Annotated in this window: 23 protein-coding genes, 2 tRNA genes and 1 pseudogene; 22 read left to right on the top strand and 4 right to left on the bottom strand. The window is 54.8% G+C overall.

Going from position 1 to position 22,994, the window contains the following annotated elements; translation table 11 throughout:
• Positions 1-125: 125 nt before the first annotated feature.
• From FBY04_RS00555 to FBY04_RS00530, 6 genes are all read left to right on the top strand, one after another.
• Positions 126-530, top strand: a complete 405-nt coding sequence (locus tag FBY04_RS00555) for an acetyl-CoA sensor PanZ family protein (protein WP_084318201.1) — start codon at positions 126-128, stop codon at positions 528-530.
• Between the two features lie 77 nt (positions 531-607).
• The gene (locus FBY04_RS00550) at positions 608-2,833 is read left to right on the top strand and encodes an AsmA family protein (RefSeq protein WP_145314217.1); all 2,226 of its coding nucleotides are present in this window, start codon (positions 608-610) and stop codon (positions 2,831-2,833) included.
• Positions 2,830-3,897, top strand: a complete 1,068-nt coding sequence (gene mutY, locus FBY04_RS00545) for an A/G-specific adenine glycosylase (RefSeq protein ID WP_084318203.1) — start codon at positions 2,830-2,832, stop codon at positions 3,895-3,897. The genes FBY04_RS00550 and mutY overlap by 4 nt, the downstream gene beginning before the upstream one ends.
• On the top strand, positions 3,894-4,166 hold the full coding sequence (locus FBY04_RS00540; protein WP_008024947.1) for an oxidative damage protection protein: 273 nt from the start codon (positions 3,894-3,896) through the stop codon (positions 4,164-4,166). Before mutY ends, FBY04_RS00540 begins: the two co-directional genes overlap by 4 nt.
• Positions 4,167-4,269: 103 nt before the next feature.
• Positions 4,270-4,345: transfer RNA gene (locus FBY04_RS00535), tRNA-Phe, on the top strand.
• A 322-nt stretch (positions 4,346-4,667) separates the two neighbouring features.
• The gene (locus FBY04_RS00530; RefSeq protein WP_145314215.1) at positions 4,668-5,123 is read left to right on the top strand and encodes a DUF4234 domain-containing protein; all 456 of its coding nucleotides are present in this window, start codon (positions 4,668-4,670) and stop codon (positions 5,121-5,123) included.
• Between the two features lie 82 nt (positions 5,124-5,205).
• Here FBY04_RS00530 and FBY04_RS00525 read toward each other — a convergent pair whose 3' ends face one another.
• Entirely contained in the window at positions 5,206-5,655 is a 450-nt protein-coding gene (locus tag FBY04_RS00525; RefSeq protein ID WP_145314213.1) for a carboxypeptidase regulatory-like domain-containing protein, read from the bottom strand.
• A gap of 445 nt (positions 5,656-6,100) precedes the next feature.
• On the opposite strand from FBY04_RS00525, the gene FBY04_RS00515 reads away from it, so the two are divergent.
• From FBY04_RS00515 to FBY04_RS00505, 3 genes are read left to right on the top strand one after another with little or no spacing between them, the layout of a single operon-like run.
• Positions 6,101-7,081 carry an alpha/beta fold hydrolase gene (locus FBY04_RS00515; protein WP_145314211.1) on the top strand — a complete coding sequence of 327 codons (981 nt, stop codon included), beginning with the start codon at positions 6,101-6,103 and terminating at the stop codon, positions 7,079-7,081.
• A 20-nt stretch (positions 7,082-7,101) separates the two neighbouring features.
• Positions 7,102-7,518, top strand: a complete 417-nt coding sequence (locus FBY04_RS00510; protein ID WP_084318230.1) for a hypothetical protein — start codon at positions 7,102-7,104, stop codon at positions 7,516-7,518.
• A 6-nt stretch (positions 7,519-7,524) separates the two neighbouring features.
• The gene (locus FBY04_RS00505) at positions 7,525-7,977 is read left to right on the top strand and encodes a hypothetical protein (RefSeq protein ID WP_084318231.1); all 453 of its coding nucleotides are present in this window, start codon (positions 7,525-7,527) and stop codon (positions 7,975-7,977) included.
• Positions 7,978-8,055: 78 nt separating this feature from the next.
• Here FBY04_RS00505 and FBY04_RS00500 read toward each other — a convergent pair whose 3' ends face one another.
• From FBY04_RS00500 to FBY04_RS00490, 3 genes are all read right to left on the bottom strand, one after another.
• Positions 8,056-8,382: a hypothetical protein gene (locus FBY04_RS00500; RefSeq protein ID WP_145314209.1), complete on the bottom strand. Its 327-nt coding sequence runs from the start codon at positions 8,380-8,382 to the stop codon at positions 8,056-8,058.
• 370 nt (positions 8,383-8,752) lie between these two features.
• Complete coding sequence (gene gabP / locus FBY04_RS00495) at positions 8,753-10,141, bottom strand: GABA permease (RefSeq protein ID WP_145314207.1); 1,389 nt, start codon at positions 10,139-10,141, stop codon at positions 8,753-8,755.
• A 257-nt stretch (positions 10,142-10,398) separates the two neighbouring features.
• Complete coding sequence (locus FBY04_RS00490; protein ID WP_145314205.1) at positions 10,399-10,578, bottom strand: hypothetical protein; 180 nt, start codon at positions 10,576-10,578, stop codon at positions 10,399-10,401.
• A 116-nt stretch (positions 10,579-10,694) separates the two neighbouring features.
• Here FBY04_RS00490 and FBY04_RS00485 point away from each other — a divergent pair, with 116 nt between their 5' ends.
• The 13 genes and pseudogenes from FBY04_RS00485 to FBY04_RS00425 all read left to right on the top strand — a co-directional run bounded on the left by FBY04_RS00485 (position 10,695) and on the right by FBY04_RS00425 (position 22,980).
• Entirely contained in the window at positions 10,695-11,468 is a 774-nt protein-coding gene (locus FBY04_RS00485; protein ID WP_007897462.1) for an ABC transporter ATP-binding protein, read from the top strand.
• Between the two features lie 13 nt (positions 11,469-11,481).
• Positions 11,482-12,228 carry an ABC transporter substrate-binding protein gene (locus FBY04_RS00480; RefSeq protein WP_145314203.1) on the top strand — a complete coding sequence of 249 codons (747 nt, stop codon included), beginning with the start codon at positions 11,482-11,484 and terminating at the stop codon, positions 12,226-12,228.
• 78 nt (positions 12,229-12,306) lie between these two features.
• Complete coding sequence (locus tag FBY04_RS00475) at positions 12,307-13,002, top strand: ABC transporter permease (protein WP_008024973.1); 696 nt, start codon at positions 12,307-12,309, stop codon at positions 13,000-13,002.
• Positions 12,999-13,688, top strand: a complete 690-nt coding sequence (locus FBY04_RS00470; protein ID WP_008024975.1) for an ABC transporter permease — start codon at positions 12,999-13,001, stop codon at positions 13,686-13,688. The genes FBY04_RS00475 and FBY04_RS00470 overlap by 4 nt, the downstream gene beginning before the upstream one ends.
• A complete protein-coding gene (locus FBY04_RS00465) occupies positions 13,669-14,898 on the top strand; it encodes a methyltransferase (protein ID WP_145314201.1) in 1,230 nt (409 codons plus the stop codon). The genes FBY04_RS00470 and FBY04_RS00465 overlap by 20 nt, the downstream gene beginning before the upstream one ends.
• Positions 14,899-15,197: 299 nt before the next feature.
• Positions 15,198-16,448 (top strand): nucleoside deaminase, encoded by a 1,251-nt coding sequence (locus FBY04_RS00460; protein ID WP_145314198.1) that lies wholly within the window; start codon positions 15,198-15,200, stop codon positions 16,446-16,448.
• Between the two features lie 118 nt (positions 16,449-16,566).
• Positions 16,567-16,642, top strand: a tRNA-Thr gene (locus tag FBY04_RS00455).
• Between the two features lie 246 nt (positions 16,643-16,888).
• On the top strand, positions 16,889-17,197 hold the full coding sequence (locus FBY04_RS00450) for a hypothetical protein (RefSeq protein ID WP_145314196.1): 309 nt from the start codon (positions 16,889-16,891) through the stop codon (positions 17,195-17,197).
• Positions 17,198-17,943: 746 nt separating this feature from the next.
• Positions 17,944-18,381 (top strand): annotated as a pseudogene (locus tag FBY04_RS00440) (integrase); the annotation flags it as partial.
• Between the two features lie 398 nt (positions 18,382-18,779).
• Entirely contained in the window at positions 18,780-19,127 is a 348-nt protein-coding gene (locus FBY04_RS33065) for a dsDNA nuclease domain-containing protein (RefSeq protein ID WP_371927681.1), read from the top strand.
• A complete protein-coding gene (locus FBY04_RS00435; RefSeq protein ID WP_256666700.1) occupies positions 19,091-20,002 on the top strand; it encodes an ABC-three component system protein in 912 nt (303 codons plus the stop codon). Before FBY04_RS33065 ends, FBY04_RS00435 begins: the two co-directional genes overlap by 37 nt.
• The gene (locus FBY04_RS00430; protein ID WP_145314190.1) at positions 19,995-20,660 is read left to right on the top strand and encodes an ABC-three component system middle component 1; all 666 of its coding nucleotides are present in this window, start codon (positions 19,995-19,997) and stop codon (positions 20,658-20,660) included. Before FBY04_RS00435 ends, FBY04_RS00430 begins: the two co-directional genes overlap by 8 nt.
• A complete protein-coding gene (locus tag FBY04_RS00425; RefSeq protein WP_145314188.1) occupies positions 20,641-22,980 on the top strand; it encodes an AAA family ATPase in 2,340 nt (779 codons plus the stop codon). Before FBY04_RS00430 ends, FBY04_RS00425 begins: the two co-directional genes overlap by 20 nt.
• Positions 22,981-22,994: the final 14 nt, after the last annotated feature.

Raw genomic sequence — 22,994 nt, 5'->3', positions numbered from 1 at the left:
ATGCGACATCACGTCGCAGAAGGACGGACGAACTGGCAGAGGTTACCATTTGCACGTGACAGAAAAACCAAACTGATATCACCTTTTCGCAAGTCGTCTGTTCTCGTACCACTGAAGGAACCGTCATGCCTATCATCGTCGAGCTGCTGAACGAAGCCAGCTATCAGGATCAGCAGGATCTGCAAAAAATCTACCGCGACGCGCCGGACTGGCTGTTCGCCCCGTTTGCCGGTGAAGTGCAGTTGATCGAAGGCTGTCTGCGGGAAGGTTCGCTGATCGGCGGGCGTTTCAACGATCGCCTGTTGGGCGCCGCACGCCTGCAACGGCACCAGGACGTCTGGCATCTGTCCCAGCTATGCGTACGAAAAATCACCCGCCGTCGCGGGGTTGCCGAGCGGCTGGTGAACCAAGCCCAGGCATTGGCGTCCCAATCGGGCGCGACATTACGCCTGCTGGCACCTGCCGGGCACCTTGAGGCACAAGCACTGGCGGCCAAACTGAAAGTGCCGCTGGATATATTGCCGGGCTGATCGCTGACCGATCGTCCGCTTCGGAGCGCTATACTCCCCGGCTATATTTGAATTCGACTAACTACAAGGACTCGCCCATGAAAGCGTTCGGCAAAATCCTGGGTCTGGTACTTCTCGGGCTGTTGCTGATCATTGTGGCGCTGGGCTTTGCCCTGACCCACCTCTTCGATCCCAACGACTATAAAGACGAGATCCGCCAGATTGCCCGCGACAAGGCCCACATCGAGCTGACGCTCAATGGCGATATCGGCTGGAGCCTGTTCCCGTGGCTCGGCCTGGAATTGCACGAAGCCAGCGTCGCGACCCTGGCCAAGCCCACCGAGCCGTTCGCTGACTTGCAGATGCTCGGCCTGTCGGTGCGCGTAATGCCGCTGCTGCGCCGTGAAGTGCAGATGAGCGATGTACGCGTCGAAGGCCTGAACCTGCGCCTCAACCGCGACAAGGATGGCCACGGCAATTGGGAAGACATCGGCAAGGTGCCGGCGACGGCCAATCCGACGGCGCCTCCCGTCACGCCTGGCGAACCTGCACCGCAAACCACCGTCCAGGTGGAAAAACCGGCGCAGCCGATTCGCCTGGACATCGACAGCCTGACCGTCAATAACGCCCGCGTTGAATACAGCGACGAGAAGACCGGCAAACAATTCAGCGCCGAAAGCATCCAGCTGAGCACCGGGCCGATCCACGATTCAACCAACATCCCGGTCAAACTCACCGCGTTCCTCGGCACCAATCAGCCGGTTCTGCGGGTGCGCACCGAGCTCAATGGCGAGCTGCGTTTCGAGCGCGCCCTGCAACGCTACAAATTCGAAGACATGAAACTGTCCGGTGAAATCGCCGGCGACCCGCTGCAAGGAAAAACCGTAACATTCGCCGCTCAGGGTCAGTTGTTACTGGATAAAGCAGCGAACGTCGCCGAATGGACCGGCATCAAGGTTTCCGCCAACCAGCTGCGCGCATTGGGTGAACTCAAGGTCAACGACCTCGACAAGACACCGCAAATCAACGGCGGCATTTCGATTGCCCAGTTCGACCTGGCAAAATTCGTCGACAGCATCGGTCAGACACTCCCGGCAATGGCTGAGGGCAGCCTGAGCAAAGTCGAACTGGTCAGCCGCGTTGCCGGCACGCCGACCAGCGTGGTGTTCGACAGCATCAACCTGAAAGTCGACGACAGCACCTTCACCGGCCGCATCGCCGTTGAGGACTTCGCCAAGCAATCGCTGCGCGCAGTCCTCAAGGCTGACACCTTCAACGTCGACCGTTACCTGCCGCCAAAATCCGCCGAAGCCAACAGCGCGACACAAGTGCGCAAGGCCGAAGTGGCCAGCACCGAAGCCGATGCCATGGCGGGTGCGGGCAGCACGCCGCTACCGGACAAGCCGACCAAAGACGCCTGGAGCAGCGAGCGCCTGTTGCCGGTAGAACGCCTGAGCAAACTTGATGTGGACGCTGACCTGACGTTTGGCCAGTTGACCCTCGACAAACTGCCGATCCAGAACGCGGCGCTCAAGGCCAATGGCAAGGAAGGCCTGCTGACCCTCGAGAACCTGCGCGGCGATCTGTACGACGGCACCTTCGAATCCAAGGGCACCCTCGACGTGCGTCAACAGGCCCCGGCGCTGAACATGCAGACGCGCATCAACAAAGTGCCTGTGGAAAAAATCCTCGAAAGCCAGGGTAAAAATCCGCCGGTCAAAGGCCTGGTCACACTCGACAGCAACCTGACCGGCAATGGCAACAGCCAGAAAGCGCTGATCGAAACCCTCAACGGCACCGCCAGCTTCGTCATCAACAACGGCGTGCTGCTCAATGCCAACCTCGAACAGCAACTGTGCAAAGGCATCGCCACACTCAACCGCAAAACCCTGAGCGGCGAACCGAGAGGCAAGGACACGCCGTTCCAGGAACTCAAGGGCAACCTGACTTTGCGCAACGGCGTAGCCAGCAACCCGGACCTGAGAGTTCGTATTCCGGGCATGACCGTGAAGGGTGACGGCGACGTCGACCTGCGGGTGCTGGGCATGGATTACCGCGTTGGCATCATCGTCGAAGGCGACACCAGCGCCATGCCGGACCCGGCCTGTCAGGTCGGTGACAAATTCGTCGGCATCGAATGGCCGCTGCGCTGCCGCGGCCCGCTGGAACTCGGCGCCAAGGCGTGCCGCCTCGACAATGAACGCATGGGCCAGGTCGCTACCAAGATGGCCGGCGACAAGATCAGCGAAAAGATCGACGAGAAGCTTGGCGACAAGGTCAGCCCTGAACTGAAAAACGCATTGAAGGGGCTGTTCAAGCGATGAGAGCCGAGCAGTTTTCATCGGCGGTGCTGGACTGGTACGACCGCCACGGCCGCCACGACTTGCCTTGGCAACAAGGCATCACACCGTATCGGGTGTGGGTCTCGGAAATCATGTTGCAGCAGACTCAGGTCAGCACCGTGCTGAACTACTTCGACCGTTTCATGGCTTCGCTGCCGACGGTCGAAGCGCTGGCCGCTGCGCCGGAAGATGAGGTGCTGCACCTGTGGACCGGCCTCGGCTACTACACCCGCGCGCGCAATTTGCAGAAGACCGCGAAGATCGTCGTTGCCGAGTACGGCGGCGAATTTCCGCGGGATGTGGAAAAGCTGGTTGAGCTGCCGGGGATCGGCCTGTCCACGGCCGGCGCCATCGCCAGCCTGAGCATGGGCCTGCGGGCGCCGATCCTTGATGGCAACGTCAAACGGGTGCTGGCGCGGTTTACGGCGCAGGAGGGTTATCCGGGCGAACCGAAGGTCGCCAAACAGCTGTGGGCGAACGCTGAGCGCTTCACGCCCCATGATCGGGTCAACGCCTACACCCAGGCGATGATGGATCTGGGCGCCACACTTTGCACTCGCAGCAAACCGAGCTGCCTGCTCTGCCCACTGGAAAAGGGCTGCGAAGCGCACATGCTCGGCCTGGAAACCCGCTACCCGATTCCCAAACCACGCAAAGCCGTGCCACAGAAGCGCACGCTGATGCCGATGCTCGCCAACGGCGAGGGCGCGATTCTGCTTTACCGCCGCCCTTCCACGGGCTTGTGGGGCGGCCTTTGGAGCCTGCCGGAACTCGACGACCTCGATGACCTGCAACATCTGGCGTCGCAGCACTCGCTGGAACTGGGCAGCCAACAAGCGCTGCCGAGCCTGGTGCATACCTTCAGCCATTTTCAGTTATCCATCGAACCCTGGCTGGTTCAGGTCCAGGAGGCCGGCCATCACGTGGCCGAGGCCGACTGGCTCTGGTATAACCTCGCCACCCCGCCGCGCCTGGGCCTTGCCGCCCCGGTCAAAACCTTGCTCGAACGCGCGGCCGCCGTATTGAACGCAGGAGAGTCGTCATGACCCGCACCATCATGTGCCGCAAGTACAAAGAAGAATTGCCCGCCCTTGAGCGCGCTCCATTCCCGGGCGCAAAAGGCCAGGACATTTTTGACCACGTCTCGGCCAAGGCCTGGGCCGACTGGCAGAAACACCAGACCCTGCTGATCAACGAAAAACGCCTGAACATGATGAACGCCGAAGACCGCAAATACCTCCAGGGCGAGATGGACAAGTACTTCTCCGGCGAGGAATACGCCAAGGCTGAGGGCTACGTTCCGCCAGCTGAATAATTGCGTTTTTTCGAGGGTCGGAACGTAAGCGACGGTAATAATTAAAATTTTTTTGAAAACTTTCTTGACGACCCCCTGAAAAACCAGTTTAATGCGCCCCGTTGCCCAGATAGCTCAGTCGGTAGAGCAGGGGATTGAAAATCCCCGTGTCGGCGGTTCGATTCCGTCTCTGGGCACCAAATACCGAAAACCCTGAATCGCAAGATTCAGGGTTTTTTTATGCCCGGGATTTAACGAAGTCCGGCACGCGGCAGTGGAAGCACCGGATCGACGATCCAAAAACAACACTCGCCTTCAGCAAGGCTCTATAGTAGCGTTGTGCCACAAACTCGACCGACACAACGGAAACCCGTCCGGTCGATTTCAATGCAATCCACTGCCCCACGGCGCAGTTGGAATACGCACCCAAAAGGACAGGTAACAACGCAAGGAATGCCTCCCCCCCCCCGCAGTAAACACCAGCGCTACACATCCCCTTAAGCCAAAGGACATGGAAAAGTTATGTCAACAATCAACGAACTAAAAGACAAGATCAACACGAAGACCTGGAACCTGGTGCTGCTCTCCTTCGCCACTGCCGGGATCTATCTTATTTTGTGGCTATACAAAAACAACAAAATCATCAGCGACACCACCAAAGTGGTAGATGACGTTTACATCATCTGGATCGCTGTATGTGCCGGCTTAAGTGGCGCACTCGCCAACCTGGGGAACGTGGCTCTGGATTTTACGTCCATCGTTCTCAGCCTCGCCGGTGGCGTGCTGTACATCGTATGGGCATTCAAGGCCAAAAAGGCACTCACGGAATATGCCCTCAACGAGCACAAGATCGACCTGCGAATGAACGCCTTCTACACGTTCGTGTTCAGCCTGTACTACATCAATTACTGCATCAACGATCTGCCGGAAGAACAGCGTAAGCAGCAGATCCTGAGAGGCCAGACCGCTCAAGCCTAAAACCACGCAATGGGCGGACAGATGATTTTCTGCCGCCCATTCGCTGGAACAAAGGCATCGGCCGGTCAACTCCGGCCAACTGCTAGCTTTCACCGGCCCAGTGAAAGACCAGATTACGCGCAGGGCCACTTCCTATCTCGGCACTATCACGCCGCACTTCTCCATGTCGCGTAGCAACCACGGTGTACTTGCCGGGCGGTAGCTGAACATAAACCAGCGGGCCAGCCTCGTTCAGCGTCAACACGGTTTGCCCTTGGGCTTTCTGAATGACCACGTCGATGTCGGGAATGTATTTATTCTCCGCCCCGACCGAAAACGTCATGTGCAAGTTATAGCCAGCCGTTTGCTGGATGGCCTTCGACTCATCCACGCCGATACCGCCGGACAGATAAGTAATTCCGTTTTGCTCCTGTGGTTGAACTTGCACGCCAGCGCTGTCGATTGGTTCAAGACTGGCGGCAGACGACATCACCGGGAACATCAACATGCCCACCGCGGCGATGGGCAACGCAAGGGAATGCACGCACTTCATGATCACGCCTCCCGGGCTCCGTGGAACCCATTCGTCATGCCTTTTAGATTTCCTCTCGAACGCCCGGGTTTTAGATTGATTGGTACTTGGGCTCACTACGAAAAGGACTACACGTTATATTCCTCAAGCACGACTTGCCGTCGGAGCGATCCCGCAAACCCGATCGGGCTTTCCTTCCGGCAATTCGTGACGCACTGCGTCACGAATCAAGTTGGACCCACTACCGCAGACTACTGCGCGTCGATGGTGACACCGCAACGTACTCAATTGCTTCGTCATCTTCGATCTGAAGCGCGGCAAAGACGAACTCTGCGCCGAACTGGACAGAGAGCAGGCGGCAATCGAGGAGCGACTGCTCGATCAGATCCCCCTGTGAACACAGATGGATTGTCCACCCGCCGCACGAAGACTATCGTTGGCAGCTACCCGCAAAGGTCTGAAGCCGATGAATTTGCAGGACATGTCACTGGCCCCCACTCAAATCGAGTTGCCGCTGCCCACTCCCGTTTCTGGCGAACAATTCAAAGAGCCCGCCGCAGACGGCTTCATCCTCGGCGGTTTCACTTGGCGGCACGCCTTTCAGGACCTTGTGCGCCCGGTCGTCATCATCAACGCCGCCACCTCGGTTCGCTGCCGTCACTATTCGCGCTTCGCCGATTACCTGTTCGCCAACGGCTTCGATGTCATCACCTATGACTACCGTGGCATCGGCGAATCACGCCCTGCGTCATTGAAAAATCTCGACGCCTCATGGACTGATTGGGGCGCGCTGGATTTCGAGGCGATGCTCAAGCGCGCTCAGCGCGAATTTCCCGGCCAGCCCATCGATGTCGTCGGCCACAGCTTTGGAGGCTGTGCAGCGGGCCTGGGAGCCTCAGGACATCTGATCCGGCGTCTGGTGACCGTCGGTGCGCAATTCGCTTACTGGCGTGACTATGCGCCGGCTCATCGCTGGCGGATGTTTGGCAAATGGCATGTGGTGATGCCGCTGATCACGATGATCTGCGGATACTTTCCCGGAAAGCGCCTTGGCTGGCTGGAAGACACGCCTGCCGGCGTGGTTCGCGACTGGGCCACGCCCACCGGCCGATACGAAACGCGCCCCAGCGGTCGAGTCATCGCCGCTAAGGCCGGTGAACTGCCCTTCGCGACGATGACCGCCAAAACCCTCGCCATCAGCATTACCGACGACCCTTACGGCACTATCGCAGCCATCGAACGCTTGCTCGGCTACTTCAGCGGCGGCAAAAACACCCACCTGCGAATCGCCCCCGAAGACATCGGCGAAGCAGAAGTCGGACATTTCGCCTTTTTTCGTAGCGCATACCAAGCCACACTATGGCCCATTGCATTGTCCTGGCTGCAAAACGGCGAATTGGCCCCCGATACCCCCGGGCGGACAGTACCGCGCAGCGAGTCCTTTTAACGCACGACGGATCAAAACCCATGGCCTCCGCCAACAAGCAGCAAAAACGCGCCACCCGCGCCAAAGCCAAGGCCAAGCAGAACCGCACGCAACGGGCTGCCGCGCCGGTCGAGCTGGATCCGAACGACGATCGCATCGACTTTGAATCGGTGGACCTCACCGAACTGTTCAAGAAAATGATCGACGCTGAAAAAACCAGTCAGCAAGCCATGTGCGTCGCGTTCCTCGAAGACCCATTGCTGGAACTGGTGTACGAGCAGGAAGGTGAAGAAGGCGCGATGGATTTCATCCTCGCCGCCCTGATCGAGTATCGCCAATGGTCCACCGAAGTCGACGAAGCGGGCGCCCTGGCGTGGATCGAATCCCCGGCCTTCCAGGCCGACTATGTAGCGGCTTCCGACATCATCGCAGCCCAAACCCAACAGAAACCGAACTGAGTTCCCATGGCATCCCTGAACAAGCAACAGAAACGCGCCAAACGCGCCAAGATCAAAGCCAAACAGATCAACATCCACGGCAGGAAACCCGTCGCGCTGGATGACGATCTGGGTGAAATCGGCGAGCCGATCCCGGAATACACCCTGGCGATGTTCAGCAAGATGCGCGACGCCGAAGCTGTCGGCCGCAGTGAAATGCTCTCCGTGCTGCTGACGAACCTCGCCTTTATCATCATTGACCATCCAGAACTGCTGGACATGGAAAACGCCGACGACGAAGGCATGGCCGCCACTCACCTGGCCGCCGACATGCTGATCGACTACCGCATGTGGGCCGACGGCATGGATCGCGAAACCGCCCAGGCATGGCTGACCGACCCGCAATTCATCACCGACTTTGGTGATGCGCTGGACAGCTATCGCCAGTCGCCGGATGCGCAGGAAGAAAAGGGCGAATAAAGGCCCTCAGAAACAGAAACGGCCGCCTGTCATCACTGACAGCGGCCGTTTTTTTTTTGCAAACCTGAAAAACAACAATCAGGCAGCGACAGCATCCAGACGCGGGATTTCCATCCCGACCTTGGCGCTGGCGTAGCTCAGATCGCCGCTGGCGATGGACCGAGCCTTGAAGCCGGCGCCGATCAGGTCGCGCACGTACAGTTTGTTGTAGATGAACATGAACACGAAGTTGCTGAGGCCGAACGTGAAGCAGGCGATGATGAACATGATCGCTGCCCACTTGATGTCGCCACGGAACAGCGGCGGCAGGAAGCCAAAGAAAAACACGGTCCACGAGAAGCCGATCGGGGCTTCCTTCATGGCTCCGGTTTTAGGGTTTTTGAACACAACCGATGTAAACGCCATGCCTGTCTCTCCTTGATGCCCCAATGGGTTGGCTGAATGGCCGGGCTAGCTCCATGCAGCGTTGGCTCGTGACTGCCGCGCAAACGGCACGCGCACGTAAATGCATCTGTGACACGCATCAGATGAGGGAGCAGGCGAGAAAGGGTCGAGGGGCTTTAGCCAGGAAAGGCTGGGGGCGTCGAACAATCCATGTCCTGAAACTCCATCGCATCCCGCAACAGCGAGATACACATTCGGCGAGAAGGCTACTATCTCGACATCATCGTGTCCATCAAAGAGCCGACCGATAAAAACCCTGAATGAAAGTAAAAACGACCGCGATCATCTCTGATGGCGGTCGTTTTCGGTACATCGACAGTGGACGTAGAACCTAGCGGGCCACTGCGCCAATCAGCTGCTCATTGCGACGACGGCGCGCCACGAACAACCCGGCAGCCACCACACACAGGCTCAGGAAACCGGTCGCGAGGATTTCCACGCGGTGGGCGTCCTGGAACAACATGATGGTCAGGGCCGCGACGATGAAGACGATCACCGCGTAGGTCAGGCCCGGGAACAGCCACATGCTGAAGGCAATTTTTTCACCGCGGGCCACACGCTGTTTGCGCATGCGCAGTTGCGAGATCGCGATCACCAGGTACACCAGCAACGCGATGGCGCCGGAGCTGGCCAGCAGGAATTCGAACACTGCAGTCGGCGCCACGTAGTTGGCAAATGTTGCCAGGAACGCTGCGCCCGTGGACAACATCACCGCCCAGTAAGGCGTGCCGCTCTGGTTGGTGCGCGTGGACACGGCTGGCGCATCACCGCGTTTGCCCAGGGAAAACATCATGCGCGACGAGGTGTACAGCGCCGAGTTCAAGCAACTGGTCACGGCGACCAGCACCACGATGTCGACGATCATCTTGGCGTTCGGAATACCCATGCGTTCAAGCACGGTCTGATAGGAACCGAGGCTGGCCAGTACCGGGTCGTTCCACGGCACCAGGGCCACGACGATGAAGATCGAAACGAGGTAGAACAAACCAATCCGCCAGATCACCGAATTGGTGGCCTTGGAGATTTGCTTGCCAGGGTTTTTCGATTCCGCGGCCGCGATGGTCACGATCTCGGTGCCCATGAAAGAAAACATCGTGGTCAGGATGGCACCCAACACGGCGCCCATGCCGTTTGGCAGGAAGCCCTGAGTGTCGAACAGGTGCGAAACACCGCTGACCTGACTGTTCGGCAGGAAACCGAAGATCGCCAGAACGCCGAGAATAATGAAGCCGATGATCGCCACGACTTTGAGCAGGGCGAACCAGAACTCGAACTCGCCGTAGTTCTTCACGCTGAACAGGTTGGTGACGGTCAGCAGCATCGTGATGACCAGCGCGAAAGCCCAGATGTCTACGCCAGGGAACCAGGCATGCAGGATGGTTGCGGCAGCGTTGGCCTCCAGCGGGATCACCAGCACCCAGAACCACCAGTACAACCAGCCGATGGTAAAACCGGCCCAGTGACCGATCGCGCGATCGGCGTATGTCGAGAAGGAGCCGGTGTCTGGCGAGGCAACCGCCATTTCACCCAGCATGCGCATCACTAGCACCACCAGCATACCGGCGGCGTAGGCCAACAGCACGGCGGGGCCTGCGGCGGCGATTGCGTGGCCCGAGCCAACGAACAGGCCGGCGCCGATAACCCCGGCGATCGACAGCATGGTCACATGACGCGGTTTGAGCCCCTGTTCGAGGCCGTTAGAGCTTTGGGTATTGCTCATTGAAACTACCTTTATAAGGAAAAGCGAATGCGTGCATCCCGTCGCGAACTCTCTTCTGTAAAAAGAAACAAACGGGGCGTTCCGGAATCTGCACGCAATAATTGCGCCAAAATGTTTCAACACCCCCTAACCCGGCGATCTCACTCAGACCGGACAGTCATCGCAAGTCATTGAAAATAATGGCACTTCGCCAGAGCGTTACCCTGCGACTCACTTGAAGAACGAATCTGCGCACCGGAAACACACCCAACAAATGCTCAATGCACAATAAAAGTGCGGATCAGGAACGTTTGGCTGGTTAGCGCTTCCAACACCCCGCCAAAGCTGGCAACATCGCGCCCTTTTTTACGGGACAGCCGCACCCCATCGGGTTCAAACGGCTGTTCGGTTGATAGCAGCGCGACAGTCTGCTGTACCGATGCGACAACCTGCCACATGCCACCCGTTTACCGCCCGTAGCGCTGTTGGCTGCCATTCAGACGCTATGTTAGGTTGGCCGCCTCGCCAGGAAGGCCCGCCAACAGCAGGAGCGCAACATATATGAGGAACGCACATGGCTGAGGCCACGCCCGCGCTTGAAATCCGCAACTTGCACAAACGCTACGGACAGCTTGAGGTGCTCAAAGGCATCTCGCTGACCGCCCGCGACGGCGATGTGATCTCGATCCTGGGCTCCTCCGGTTCCGGCAAGTCCACATTCCTGCGTTGCATCAACCTGCTGGAAAACCCGCATCAGGGCCAGATCCTGGTGGCCGGCGAAGAACTCAAGCTCAAAGCCGCCAAGAACGGCGAACTGGTTGCGGCCGACGGCAAGCAGATCAATCGTCTGCGCAGCGAAATTGGTTTTGTGTTTCAAAACTTTAATCTGTGGCCGCACATGAGCGTGCTCGACAACATCATCGAAGCGCCGCGTCGCGTGCTCGGCCAGAGCAAGGCCGAAGCCATCGAAGTCGCCGAAGCCTTGCTGGCCAAGGTCGGCATCGCCGACAAGCGTCATGCGTACCCGGCGCAACTGTCTGGCGGCCAGCAACAACGCGCGGCGATTGCCCGCACGCTGGCGATGCAACCCAAGGTGATCCTGTTCGACGAACCCACCTCTGCCCTTGACCCGGAAATGGTCCAGGAAGTACTTAATGTCATCCGCGCACTGGCCGAAGAAGGCCGCACCATGCTGCTGGTCACCCACGAAATGGGGTTCGCCCGTCAGGTGTCCAGCGAAGTGGTGTTCCTCCACCAGGGCCTGGTAGAAGAGCAAGGATCGCCACAGCAGGTGTTCGAAAACCCGCTTTCGGCGCGCTGCAAACAATTCATGTCCAGCAACCGCTAACGGAGCTACCCGCATGCAGAACTACAAAAAGGTCTTCCTGGCAGCCGCCGTCACCCTGGCCTTCAGCGCCGGGGCCATGGCCGAAACCCTGAAGATGGGCATCGAAGCGGCCTACCCGCCGTTCAACAACAAAGATGCCAGTGGCAATGTCGTCGGCTTCGACAAGGAAATCGGCGACGCCCTGTGCGCCAAGATGAAAGTCGAATGCACCGTGGTCACCTCCGACTGGGACGGCATCATCCCGGCCCTGAACGCCAAGAAGTTCGACTTCCTGATCTCCTCGATGTCGATCACCGACGAGCGCAAGCAAGCCGTCGACTTCACCGACCCGTACTACTCGAACAAGCTGCAGTTCATCGCCAAGAAAGACGTCGACTTCAAAACCGACAAGGACGCGTTGAAAGGCAAAGTGATCGGCGCCCAGCGCGCAACACTGGCCGGCACCTGGCTTGAAGACAACATGCCGGACGTAGAAACCAAACTCTACGACACCCAGGAAAACGCTTACCTCGACCTGACCTCCGGTCGTCTGGACGGCATCCTGGCCGACAAATACGTCAACTACGAGTGGCTGAAAAGCGACGCCGGCAAGCCTTACGAATTCAAAGGCGACCCGGTGGAAGAAAGCGACAAGATCGGTATCGCTGTGCGTAAAGGCGACGCGATCCGCGAGAAGCTGAACGTCGCACTGAAGGAAATCGTTGCTGACGGCACCTACAAAAAGATCAACGACAAGTACTTCCCGTTCAGCATCTATTGATACTGACCTGCCGGACCGGGGCCGTTTTCTGACGGCGCCGGTCCCCGGCCTTGCCTGCCGCGATTTGAAAAGAAATCCATGATTATCGACCTCTACGGATTTGGCCCGGCGCTCGCCGCTGGCGCGCTGATGACTGTGAAACTGGCACTCTCGGCCCTGTGTCTGGGGCTGGTGCTCGGTTTGCTCGGTGCCTTGGCCAAGACTTCCCCGTACAAGCCGCTGCAATGGCTTGGCGGCACTTATTCGACACTGGTTCGCGGCATCCCGGAATTGCTCTGGGTGCTGTTGATCTACTTCGGCACGGTCAACCTGATGCGTGCCTTGGGCGAGTTTTTCGGCAACCCCGACCTCGAACTCAATGCCTTCGCCGCCGGCGTGATTGCGCTGGGCCTGTGCTTTGGCGCCTACGCTACGGAAGTGTTTCGTGGTGCGATTCTGGCGATTCCGAAAGGTCACCGTGAAGCCGGGGTGGCACTGGGTCTTTCGAAGTTTCGCATTTTCACCAAGCTGATCATGCCGCAGATGTGGCGCATCGCCCTGCCCGGCCTGGGCAACCTGTTCATGATCCTGATGAAAGACACCGCGCTGGTGTCGGTGATCGGCCTGGAAGAAATCATGCGTCACGCGCAAATCGGCGTGACCGTGTCCAAGCAACCGTTCACCTTCTATATGGTGGCCGCGTTCATGTACCTGGGCCTGACGATTCTGGCCATGACGGGCATGCACTTCATGGAAAAACGCGCCGCTCGCGGCTTCGCGAGGAGCACCCAATGAACTGGGAAGTCATCATCAAGTGGCTGCCGAAACTGGCCCAAGGCGCAACGCTGACTCTGGAACTGGTGGCCATCGCCGTCATTGCCGGCCTGTTGCTGGCGATTCCGCTGGGCATCGCTCGCTCGTCGCGCCTGTGGTGGGTGCGCGCATTCCCCTACGGCTACATCTTCTTTTTCCGTGGCACGCCGTTGCTGGTTCAGCTGTTCCTGGTCTACTACGGCCTCGCGCAGTTCGATGCGGTCCGTAACAGCTCGATGTGGCCGTACCTGCGCGATCCGTTCTGGTGTGCCACCGCGACCATGACCTTGCACACCGCGGCCTACATCGCCGAGATCCTGCGCGGTGCGATCCAGGCGATTCCACCGGGCGAGATCGAAGCGGCGCGGGCGCTGGGCATGTCTCGGGCGAAAGCGCTGTTCTACATCATCCTGCCGCGAGCGGCACGCATCGGCCTGCCGGCGTACAGCAACGAAGTAATCCTGATGCTCAAGGCCAGCGCGCTGGCCAGTACGGTGACCCTGCTGGAACTGACCGGCATGGCCCGCACCATCATTGCCCGGACGTATCTGCCGGTGGAGATCTTCTTCGCCGCGGGCATGTTCTACCTGCTGATGGCTTACGTGCTGGTTCGCGGCTTCAAGCTGCTGGAGCGCTGGTTGCGCGTCGATGCCTGCCAAGGGCGTTGATTCCCGCGTGTTGACGGGCGAGCACCTGCTCGCCCGCTTCATGGCGCTGGATGCTTTTCTGATCGAGCATCAGGCACTTTGGAAGCCTCGACCGTTTACTCATCTGCAGCTTCCTTGGGAAGCGTCCTACCCGGAGTTGGCTTTATGGCTACGCGGGCGGTCGCTGCAAGAGGCGGAACACAGTCATAACCAACCTTGCTTGCTGGATGCGCCGGAGCCGTTTGCTTCATTGGCGGCGTTATCCCTTGAGCTGGGTTCGGTTGGTGAGTTGCCGGCCCATGCACTCGAATCGGCCGGGCATCGCTTGAACGTCGACGTGCCGGGGCGCAAGTGGCAGCAGATCGAGGCGTTTGCCAGTCGGTTGTCGTTTGCTGTGCCCTCCAGGCATTGGCTGGATTGGTGCTCTGGCAAAGGCCACTTGGGACGACGGTTGCTGCAACCCGGTCAATTGCTCACTTGTCTTGAGCACGATCCCGCATTGGTACTCAGTGGTCAGGCGCTCAGCCAGCGTCATCAATTGCATGCGCTGCATGTCGAGCAGGATGTACTCGCGCCTGGCGCCGCCTCTTTGTTAAACGCCGATCACACGCCTGTCGCGCTGCACGCCTGCGGCGATCTGCATGTGCGACTGATCCAGCTCGCCAGCGCCGCCGGGTGCAAACAGATGGCTGTTGCGCCGTGTTGCTATAACAGGATCAGCCTGCCTGCGTACCAGCCAGTTTCCGCTGTCGGTTTGCGCTCCGACCTACAGCTGTCACTCGATGATCTCTCACTCCCGATGAGCGAAACCGTCACCGCCGGTGCCCGCGTCCGACGTCAGCGCGACACGTCCATGGCCCGACGCCTGGCGTTCGATCTGCTGCAACGGCAACTGCGCGGCGTTGATGAATACCTGCCCACACCGTCACTGCCCAGCGCTTGGCTGGACAGATCCTTCGCCGATTACTGCCATCATTTGGCCGCACTTAAAGAGTTATCCACAATCGGCTCGCAGGATTGGCCAGCGCTCGAAGCCGCCGGTTGGCAAAGACTGGCAGAGGTTCGCAATCTGGAGCTGCTGCGCGGACTTTTCCGACGCCCGTTGGAGCTTTGGCTGAACCTTGATCGAGCACTTTTCCTCACCGAGCAGGGTTACACCGTTCGACTCGGTACCTTCTGTGAAACCCCACTCACGCCGCGTAACTTCCTGTTGCTGGCGGAACGCACCTAAAACAGCCACAGCCTGTGGATAACTCTGTTGATGAAATATCGTGGATCCAATATCTACGCCTGTTTCAGGGCTGAAACCAATCTGTTCAATTTTCGTACACCCGAATAAAAAACCGGAAAAACAGGCATTTGCGAGAAAACGAGAATGGATCCACATTTTCGATCTTAACCGCGTGCATCGAACGCCCCGTTGTGCATAAGCATTAAATCAAAAGAACATAAACAACCTGGAAATCCTCGACTATCTTTGCCAAGCGTCAGAATTCTCTGACGTCAGGGACAGCAAGGAGCTGGGAAAAAATGAGCACATTGAACAGTGCGCAGGAAGCCGTCGATACCGTCGCCAACGAAGCCATTGTCGCTGCACTGCAGCAAACCTTCGCGGTGGGCGGCGCCATCATCAACAACGCAACGGGCGAGGTCATCGCCGCAATGCACAACAACGTGCTGATGCCTTTCCCCGGCAGTGGCACCCCCTACTTTCTACCCCACGACCCGACCGCCCACGGCGAGCGACAGTTGGTGGATTGGTACTACGAAAACGTTGCACCACTGAACCTGCCACCGCCCAGCCAACTGACTGTCGTCACCACGCTGGACCCGTGCGCCATGTGCGCCGGTTCGCTGCTGACCGCAGGGTTCAACGTCGCCGTCAGTGCGATCGATGACTACGCAGGCATCAACTACAACAGCCAGTTCACCTTTCCGTCGCTGCCACCGCAGATCCGCCAACAGGCGCAGGACACCTGGGGCTATTACGCCATTGCAGCGCCGGTCAGCCGCGCCTATCAGGGCTCGAACAGCCCGGTGTTCGCCAACCAGACGATCGACTCGGCAGCATATTTCCTCTGCAGTTCGATCTTCTCCGCCAGCGTGAATACGGTGCGCGAGGCCAGCAACAACAGCGGTCTGTCGCCGGATCAATTAAAAAACCCGGCTACCCTGCCGGCCAACAGCAAAGTGCGCCAGGCACTCACGGCACTCAGCCCGTTTGCGCTGACCGTGCAATCGGCCAACCCGCGCGACCCTGGCGCAGAACTGGCCCCGCCGCTGCTGAAAACTGCGCAACCCAATCCGAAAACCCCAGTGTTCAACTCGGTAGCGCTGATCGATCCGTTCGGTAATTTGCTGGTGTGTCTGGGCGGCGCCGAGTTCCAGTCGCCGATTCGTACAGCGTTCATGGAAACCACACGCGGCTATGCGGTCATGCGCTGGACCCTGATGAACGACCCCGACCCGGCCGTACGCGCCGAAGCCGCGCAATACCTGACGCATCCGAAATACGGCACCTTCGTCTTCCTCTACGCCCCCGACCCAACAACGCCACAGGCCGTGATGACCTTCGGCGCCTACGGCTCGACCATGGAAGGCCCCGTGCCGCAGAGCTATCCGTCCAACCTGCAATACGTGTTGCTGCCGGGCAACACCACCCCGCAAGCGTTGTCGACACTGGCCCAGAGCCTGCCGCCGTTCTACACCCAAAGCGTGCAAGTGGCGCCAGAACAGGTGCTGAGCCAGGACCTGATCAACGCAGTTAAAAACGGCGTGTGATCCTTAGCTGGCCGCCTCGCGGAAGCGTTCGCGGGGCTGGCCTGAAGGTCGCGCAAAAATAGTCTGAATTCAGGGGTTTACAGAAGCTATCCAATCGCTATAATCGTCGCCCTAACACGCCGGTATAGCTCAGTTGGTAGAGCAACTGACTTGTAATCAGTAGGTCCCGGGTTCGACTCCTGGTGCCGGCACCATACGCAGTATCAAGAAAGGCTCACCGCAAGGTGGGCCTTTTTTGTTTTCCCTTTTTCACAATTTCTCTCACACCAGCATCCAAATACTGCGTGCCACTCCAAATCCGGCCGCCAGCCGTTCATGAGCGCTCACGAACTGCCTTTACAACTGATATCAAAAAGATGGCATTTTTGTATCTCGGCTAGTTATTCTCTATCCGATTTGGCGAGCGCCCCGCTCGCTGTCACAAGGACGAGTAAACGCTGATGAGCATTGCGCAACACGAACTTAAAGAGATGAATCAACTGCTGGAAAGCGGCGTTAACATCTCAGAAATCGCAATGAAGTACCCGAGTTATGAATACTGGGAAATCTACGGAAGCGTGAAGGACTTCAGTTTACTTGGTAAGAAACGGATCATTACCAATCGCCTTAACACCCTGCGCAATAGTGCCACCAAGGCAGAGCGCTCGGACTTGATTGACGAAATCGACACACTGATTACCGAAATGTACAACCTGACTAAAAGTAATGGAAAAAAGCTGGTGGACATCAGTAAGGTTCTGAATCGCTGATCATCTGAAGACGATGACGGGTTGCCGTTGAAGCCTAGCGCGGGTGTTGAAAACGCCCCCCCCAAAGATGTGGCTTTGACAGCAACCCAGGTAGCCAGAACCTTTAAGGCTACGCCACACCGTGGTGGTTCTCCCAAAGTGCGATTAGCGTCCGGCGGCTCGCACGGTCACAGCGATGTGATGGATGCCTACTTTTTCCAGTGTGCCCACTGCGGCAACTCATCCCCTTTCATAGCTGCCCTGCAGCAACCTATCCGCTTGGCCATTTCCTTGCGCCAATCTGCGCCCGTCTCTTTCTTCCGGAAAGAGACGGGCGCTCCTACCACTGCTGCAGCCCAGCTCGTACAAGGCTTTGCGGCATTCCCCCTCGTGACAATCGGCGTGACAAACACCGAAGTCACCAGCAACAGCGATGCAGATGATGGTGCCGCAGCCTACGGAATGGACTGCACCTGACTGACAGTCAGGCACGCCCCGGTCATCGCATTACTGCCTTCACCCGACTCAGGTTCTCGCGGCATTGGTCTCGTCAGCCAGTGCAGCCTCCACCCGCCCACTTCTTCGGAAGTGCTCAGGAGGCCAGATCATGAGATGCCCAAGCTCCCAGTCGTAAGGAGCCGCCAGTCCCGCGTTAGTGGACAACCCCCACAGGCCGCAGGGGCCTTGATCCCTGATAACACTCAACATTCTTGGCGGGATGACGTGGGGAAGGTTTCAAAGATTTTGGCTTCGAGAGGAGTTTGATCATGGCATTGGTAGGCAGACGGGATGGGCGAAATTTTGGCTATGGCCGGCAATTGAGTTATGCCGGGCCCCAGGCGTTGCGGGACATGTTTGGCGGCGGGCATTACGGCACGGTCAAAGCGCACAGTGATCGATGGCAGGCATTTGTACGTTGGTGCCGCTCGAAGGATGGGCCGGGGTTTAACGATGCGCGGCAGATTGATCGGCAGACCTTGTTGGACTATGCCGGACATCTGCGCCAACAATTTGAACAAGGTGAGCTCGCCATCGCCACTGCGCAAAACCGATTGTCCAGCGTCAACCGTACCCTTGCAGCGCTTCGCGGTGATCAGTATGTGAAAGTACCGAGTCCGAGCAACGCGTTGGAAATGCAGCGCACCACCATCCGCATGACAGTTCCACAAGGCCAGGATCGCGAACACGTGATACGCATATTTGATCGCTGGCAACGTGATAATCCGTGGACTTGGCGACGAAAGCATCTGGTTTGGTTCTTAAACCAGCATATGAGCCAGTGCACTAGGTCAACACGCTATTACTATCTGCTCACCCTGCGTTTGCTAATTATTCGCTTAGGCAAAGCATGGCATTTTGAAGTGCGAGACGAAGGCCACTATCCGTAGAGGAAATAGAAACCGGCGGTCACCCCCAATAGGGGCGTGCATCGCTCCTAGGAAGCCTGTCCCTTTAAGGCCGGTTCTCTGATCTCACGTTAGGGCGACCGACTGCGAAATTCACGACTCTGAGTGTATTTTACCGCACAGGGGTGATGCCATAATGCTGGCGCCACCCCTTGAGACAGGGGACCTGCTTGACGACTAATTGAAGGGACTGAAAATTGGCCGACGACAAACTTCCTAAAAGTGCAATTTCTTCTTGGAGCGGTTTCGTATATCAAGGGAAGGTTGCCCTTTACCACTGCCTAAAACTCATGGAATCAGGAGATGAGGACTTTGAACTTCAGCTCGATAGCACGGACGACTTCGCCATTTATAAGAATGGCTGTCTCATAAGTGCACACCAAGTTAAAGCAAAGGTGGGTAAAAATAGGAGTTCATACATTGATGCGCTTAAAAAATCCGGCGCCATAGAGTTCGATAGAAAAAAGATACTCTTCGCTATTTCCATACCTCAGTCCAACTGGACGACATGTCCGACTTCACGGCCCCCAGCGGAGAAACTGTAAAATTCTACAGTTACGGACAAATAAAATACTGCAGTCTTGATGAAATCGAAAACATAACAAAGCAAGCAATTAAAGAAACTCTTGATCGCCTCAAAACACTACAAAGCGAACATACCCTAAACCTAAACTACTGCTTGGTTTCTGAGCAAATAAGCTCAAAGGCAATCTATATACATGCACAAAATCAATTACATGGTTATACAGAAAATGAAGCAGCCTATCACAATAGAATAAGCGCAAGACAAATTCTTGAATCGCTGCTAGATAATCAACCACATCTTGATGTTGAATATTTTGCGGCCGAGCTTCGCAACGAATTTTTTAAAAATCTTGAAGCGCGGGTTGAGGACGAGGTAGTAGGATTAACCGAGCAGAACTACTTAAGAATCACAGAAATGTTCCGCCATCTCTACATCTTGCCGAAGATCGATGTTGAAAAACTATGCCAACTATTGAATCCATCTGAACGGTTTTCTAAAATACAAAAAATCGACATTTTTAGATATACGAAGCTGATCGGGAAAATCTGTGTAGAGCCTATATTAAAAGGGATTCCCCATTATTTAAATAAGCACAACAGCTTCTATCTCCCCACTGCTATCACACTGCTGGACGAGCACGAAGTAAGTCAATGTGCAGGACAAATCAATGAGGCCATCACAACAAATGAAAACTTGTTGACGTTACTTTTCGAATACAACAATTTGATTGCTGCCCATTTAGATAGTCAGTTTCAAGTCGAATCTAAAATAACAGACTGCGACGACGAAAACCCACACAGCACCAATGTTGGAGACTATGACGCCAGACTGACCAAACAGCTACGGATAAATATACTTCCAGTGAAGGATGCAGAGGCCGAAATAAATGCTTAAACCTATTGTGAGCCAAGCGCTAAAAAACCATGATTTTAAAACCATTCACTCTGATGACTTTTCAGACTTTTACATTCGAGAACTAGGCGAGTCGATTCGTTTCGCTGTTGTACATAAAATTGATGACTTGATAACTCCTGCCGAGCTTAACGCAAAAATATTACAGTCCGCTCCCCCGGAGTTTACCCAACACCCTGCGTTCAAAAAAAATTGTGACCTCATCTGCGTATTGAAATTCGAGACACTTTCCGAGTTTAAAGAATTGGAGCAAAAGATATTCGCAATTGAGGAGGACGCGTATCACTTTAAAAAGTACATTTTATATTACAGCGATACAGAAGATAAAATGCTGAAAGACGTCAGCTATCAAGACTTGCTAGATGTCATATCGGTAAAAGCTGAATTTGATGCATACAAGGAGTCTCCGTTATTTTCATCAAAATACAGTTTCGCAGTAAGATTATTTATCAAGCTGCCCTTTCTTGAGTTGCCATACAGAGAAAAAGAACTAGTCCCCTTAAGTCTCCAGGTCGAAGAGGCGGCGAAAGAGTTCGGTTACGAAATGCATTACAACCGCGTCCGCTCGACATCCATAGATGATGCCGAGATCGATAACTTAATCAAGGAGCTTATTCAAAATGAATTGGAAAATTTCTAAGATTAGGCTGATAGGATTCAAAGCATTTTCGATGGTCGATCTCGAAATTGAAGGATCATCACTTCTCACTTTGGATGGTCCCAATGGATTTGGGAAAACAACTATTTTTGATGCTATAGAACTTTTATTGACAGGAAAAATCGAGAGAGTCAAAAGACTTTTCTCTAGTATCATGATGGGCAATACACAGAACTATAAGGACAATTTATATTGGAATACTCGATCGGGGGAAGCGGACCTTACTATCCGAATAGAGTTTTCGAACGAAGCTGAAAACCTAGTTCTTGCTCGACGCGCGTCTGTTACTGACCTTCTACTGAAGGAGAACAACAGGGCTGACAAATTTGAGATATTTAAACTTCACGAACTAGTGTCTTTTGACTCTGAAGATTTCAGCGATGCAACATTTCGCGAGGAAAGCTTCATCGAGCAGAAATTTGGCGAAAACTTCAAAGAAAATTACTCTCATCTTAATTATCTAGAGCAAGGACAAAACGAGTATTTATTTTCAACTCGCGTGGACAAGCGAAAAGATGCCCTTAACAAATTAACTAATACCACAGCAGTAATTCAAGAAATAGAAAAATGCAAAAAAATCAAGAGAAGAATAAATAGCAACATAATAAATAACAAGCTGCGAAGCGAAAAATCAGCCCAATTGACAAAAGACTATGAACTTCTAAAAGTCCAACTTGGCGCAAACATATCCGATGCTAGTTATGAGAAGCTCAGTACAATTGAAGTCCAACCTGAATGGGATAAACAAGAACCATTTTCAATTTACAGCAAAGAATCGCTAGACTTATACCTGAACCAGGTTAATGAGCTTTTAGGCCTTATACCATCGAAAGTTGAAGTGCAGAATAGACTGCACAACGAGCGAATAGAAAATTACATCTCTAAAAATTCAACTTTGCTTCGGGCACTTGTCCAGATCGGAAATAACACTACTCAATTTGAAGGCTTGAATTCCGCCAAAAAGGATATAAATCAATTAAAATCCTCCCTTTCTATAATTGGCAAGGGCGCGCTAGCTATATCTTATATTGAGATCGAGACTATTTCCGGATGGAATCCGGATCAATTTAGCTTTCTAAAAGGCAATATTGAAGAACGAGATGCTCTGGCCGCGGCGTCCAGTTCTAAATCTGGAGTCATAGCTGAAATAGCTCGATTAAAGCAAGATCTTATTGATGAGCACTTCAAGCTTTTCCCTGATGAACAAGATTGTCCATTATGCGGTGCTGATTGGAATACCCATCAAAATTTATTGGAAAAAATTCAGCAAAAATCTAATGATGTTGCAAATTCCCTTAATGATATCGGAAAGAGACTGCTCGAAGTAACAGAAAAAATTTCTGAAAATTTGGAAAAAATTCGACTACGCCTCACTGGAGAGCTAGCTCCAATAGAGTTGAAATACGATGCTATCCTTCACGAGCTTCTTACGTCTCACCAAGAAAGGCTTGGACAATTACAGGAATTGGAGCAAAGACTCAAGGCAGCTGGCACTCAGTATCCAGATAGCTACACCATTGATGCTGAAGTGACCGAGGTCCGGTTAAGTGAGCTTTTAGTACAGATCAGAAGTAAAAAAATACCTGAAACTGAAGAACTGTCGGAAAACTGGAAATCCATAATTACATCTATATTTTCTCGTGCTGATGATTTTTATTTGGTTTCTGCTGAAGGTGTCGAAAGGAAACTCCGATATATAACATCTAAGGCAAATGAGGCACGAAGTGAAGCACTGTCTTCGGTGCAAAATGAGCTTACAAAGCTGCAAAATGAAACTAAAGCTGCTGTTGCCATTAGAAAAAAAATCGATGGATTAGAAGGTCTACTGACCGATCTCGAAAAAAAATATTCTGAAAAGACCATTTCCGATATCGAGTTAATATTCCATATTTACAGCGGACGATTAATTCAAAATTATCAGAGAGGCTTGGGACTTTTCATCGAAAGTCGAGATGGAAAGCAACTGCGATTTGCAACTGCGGAGGGATCCGAGCATGATGCGATTCTTTCTATGAGTTCAGGGCAGATATCTGCGCTTAGTCTTGCATTTTTCTTTTCACTCAATAAGGTTTACTCTAAAACTCCAATAATAATGATCGATGATCCTTCGCAGTCACTCGACGAGGTTAACATCGCATCTTTAACAGACCTTCTTCGGTGTGAGCTAAAAAATCGCCAATTGATAGTATCATCACATGAAGAAGATATTTCTTCTTACATGCGATACCGTTTCGCCAGAGCTGGACTGCCATTTAAGAGCTTTAATATGCAGCGGCTAGCGAAGGGAGCCGAATCTAATTAGCAAATTATTATAAC

It is taken from the genome of Pseudomonas sp. SJZ080 (assembly GCF_007828295.1).
Lineage (GTDB): Bacteria > Pseudomonadota > Gammaproteobacteria > Pseudomonadales > Pseudomonadaceae > Aquipseudomonas > Aquipseudomonas migulae_A.
Note: the sequence above shows the minus strand (reverse complement) of the source record. Positions and strands in the feature narration are given on the sequence as shown.

What these genes read in the sequence shown, in the direction of transcription:
- FBY04_RS00525 (WP_145314213.1), bottom strand. Translation starts at nt 5,655, where the DNA reads ATGAAGTGCGTGCATTCCCTTGCGTTGCCCATCGCCGCGGTGGGCATG.
- gabP (WP_145314207.1), bottom strand. Translation starts at nt 10,141, where the DNA reads ATGAGCAATACCCAAAGCTCTAACGGCCTCGAACAGGGGCTCAAACCG.
- FBY04_RS00470 (WP_008024975.1), top strand. Translation starts at nt 12,999, where the DNA reads ATGAACTGGGAAGTCATCATCAAGTGGCTGCCGAAACTGGCCCAAGGC.
- FBY04_RS00450 (WP_145314196.1), top strand. Translation starts at nt 16,889, where the DNA reads ATGAGCATTGCGCAACACGAACTTAAAGAGATGAATCAACTGCTGGAA.
- FBY04_RS00510 (WP_084318230.1), top strand. Translation starts at nt 7,102, where the DNA reads ATGGCCTCCGCCAACAAGCAGCAAAAACGCGCCACCCGCGCCAAAGCC.
- FBY04_RS00500 (WP_145314209.1), bottom strand. Translation starts at nt 8,382, where the DNA reads ATGGCGTTTACATCGGTTGTGTTCAAAAACCCTAAAACCGGAGCCATG.
- FBY04_RS00430 (WP_145314190.1), top strand. Translation starts at nt 19,995, where the DNA reads ATGCTTAAACCTATTGTGAGCCAAGCGCTAAAAAACCATGATTTTAAA.
- FBY04_RS00485 (WP_007897462.1), top strand. Translation starts at nt 10,695, where the DNA reads ATGGCTGAGGCCACGCCCGCGCTTGAAATCCGCAACTTGCACAAACGC.
- FBY04_RS00530 (WP_145314215.1), top strand. Translation starts at nt 4,668, where the DNA reads ATGTCAACAATCAACGAACTAAAAGACAAGATCAACACGAAGACCTGG.
- FBY04_RS00515 (WP_145314211.1), top strand. Translation starts at nt 6,101, where the DNA reads ATGAATTTGCAGGACATGTCACTGGCCCCCACTCAAATCGAGTTGCCG.
- FBY04_RS00540 (WP_008024947.1), top strand. Translation starts at nt 3,894, where the DNA reads ATGACCCGCACCATCATGTGCCGCAAGTACAAAGAAGAATTGCCCGCC.
- FBY04_RS00555 (WP_084318201.1), top strand. Translation starts at nt 126, where the DNA reads ATGCCTATCATCGTCGAGCTGCTGAACGAAGCCAGCTATCAGGATCAG.
- FBY04_RS00490 (WP_145314205.1), bottom strand. Translation starts at nt 10,578, where the DNA reads ATGTGGCAGGTTGTCGCATCGGTACAGCAGACTGTCGCGCTGCTATCA.
- FBY04_RS00460 (WP_145314198.1), top strand. Translation starts at nt 15,198, where the DNA reads ATGAGCACATTGAACAGTGCGCAGGAAGCCGTCGATACCGTCGCCAAC.
- mutY (WP_084318203.1), top strand. Translation starts at nt 2,830, where the DNA reads ATGAGAGCCGAGCAGTTTTCATCGGCGGTGCTGGACTGGTACGACCGC.
- FBY04_RS00475 (WP_008024973.1), top strand. Translation starts at nt 12,307, where the DNA reads ATGATTATCGACCTCTACGGATTTGGCCCGGCGCTCGCCGCTGGCGCG.
- FBY04_RS00465 (WP_145314201.1), top strand. Translation starts at nt 13,669, where the DNA reads ATGCCTGCCAAGGGCGTTGATTCCCGCGTGTTGACGGGCGAGCACCTG.
- FBY04_RS00425 (WP_145314188.1), top strand. Translation starts at nt 20,641, where the DNA reads ATGAATTGGAAAATTTCTAAGATTAGGCTGATAGGATTCAAAGCATTT.
- FBY04_RS00505 (WP_084318231.1), top strand. Translation starts at nt 7,525, where the DNA reads ATGGCATCCCTGAACAAGCAACAGAAACGCGCCAAACGCGCCAAGATC.
- FBY04_RS00435 (WP_256666700.1), top strand. Translation starts at nt 19,091, where the DNA reads ATGTCCGACTTCACGGCCCCCAGCGGAGAAACTGTAAAATTCTACAGT.
- FBY04_RS00550 (WP_145314217.1), top strand. Translation starts at nt 608, where the DNA reads ATGAAAGCGTTCGGCAAAATCCTGGGTCTGGTACTTCTCGGGCTGTTG.
- FBY04_RS00480 (WP_145314203.1), top strand. Translation starts at nt 11,482, where the DNA reads ATGCAGAACTACAAAAAGGTCTTCCTGGCAGCCGCCGTCACCCTGGCC.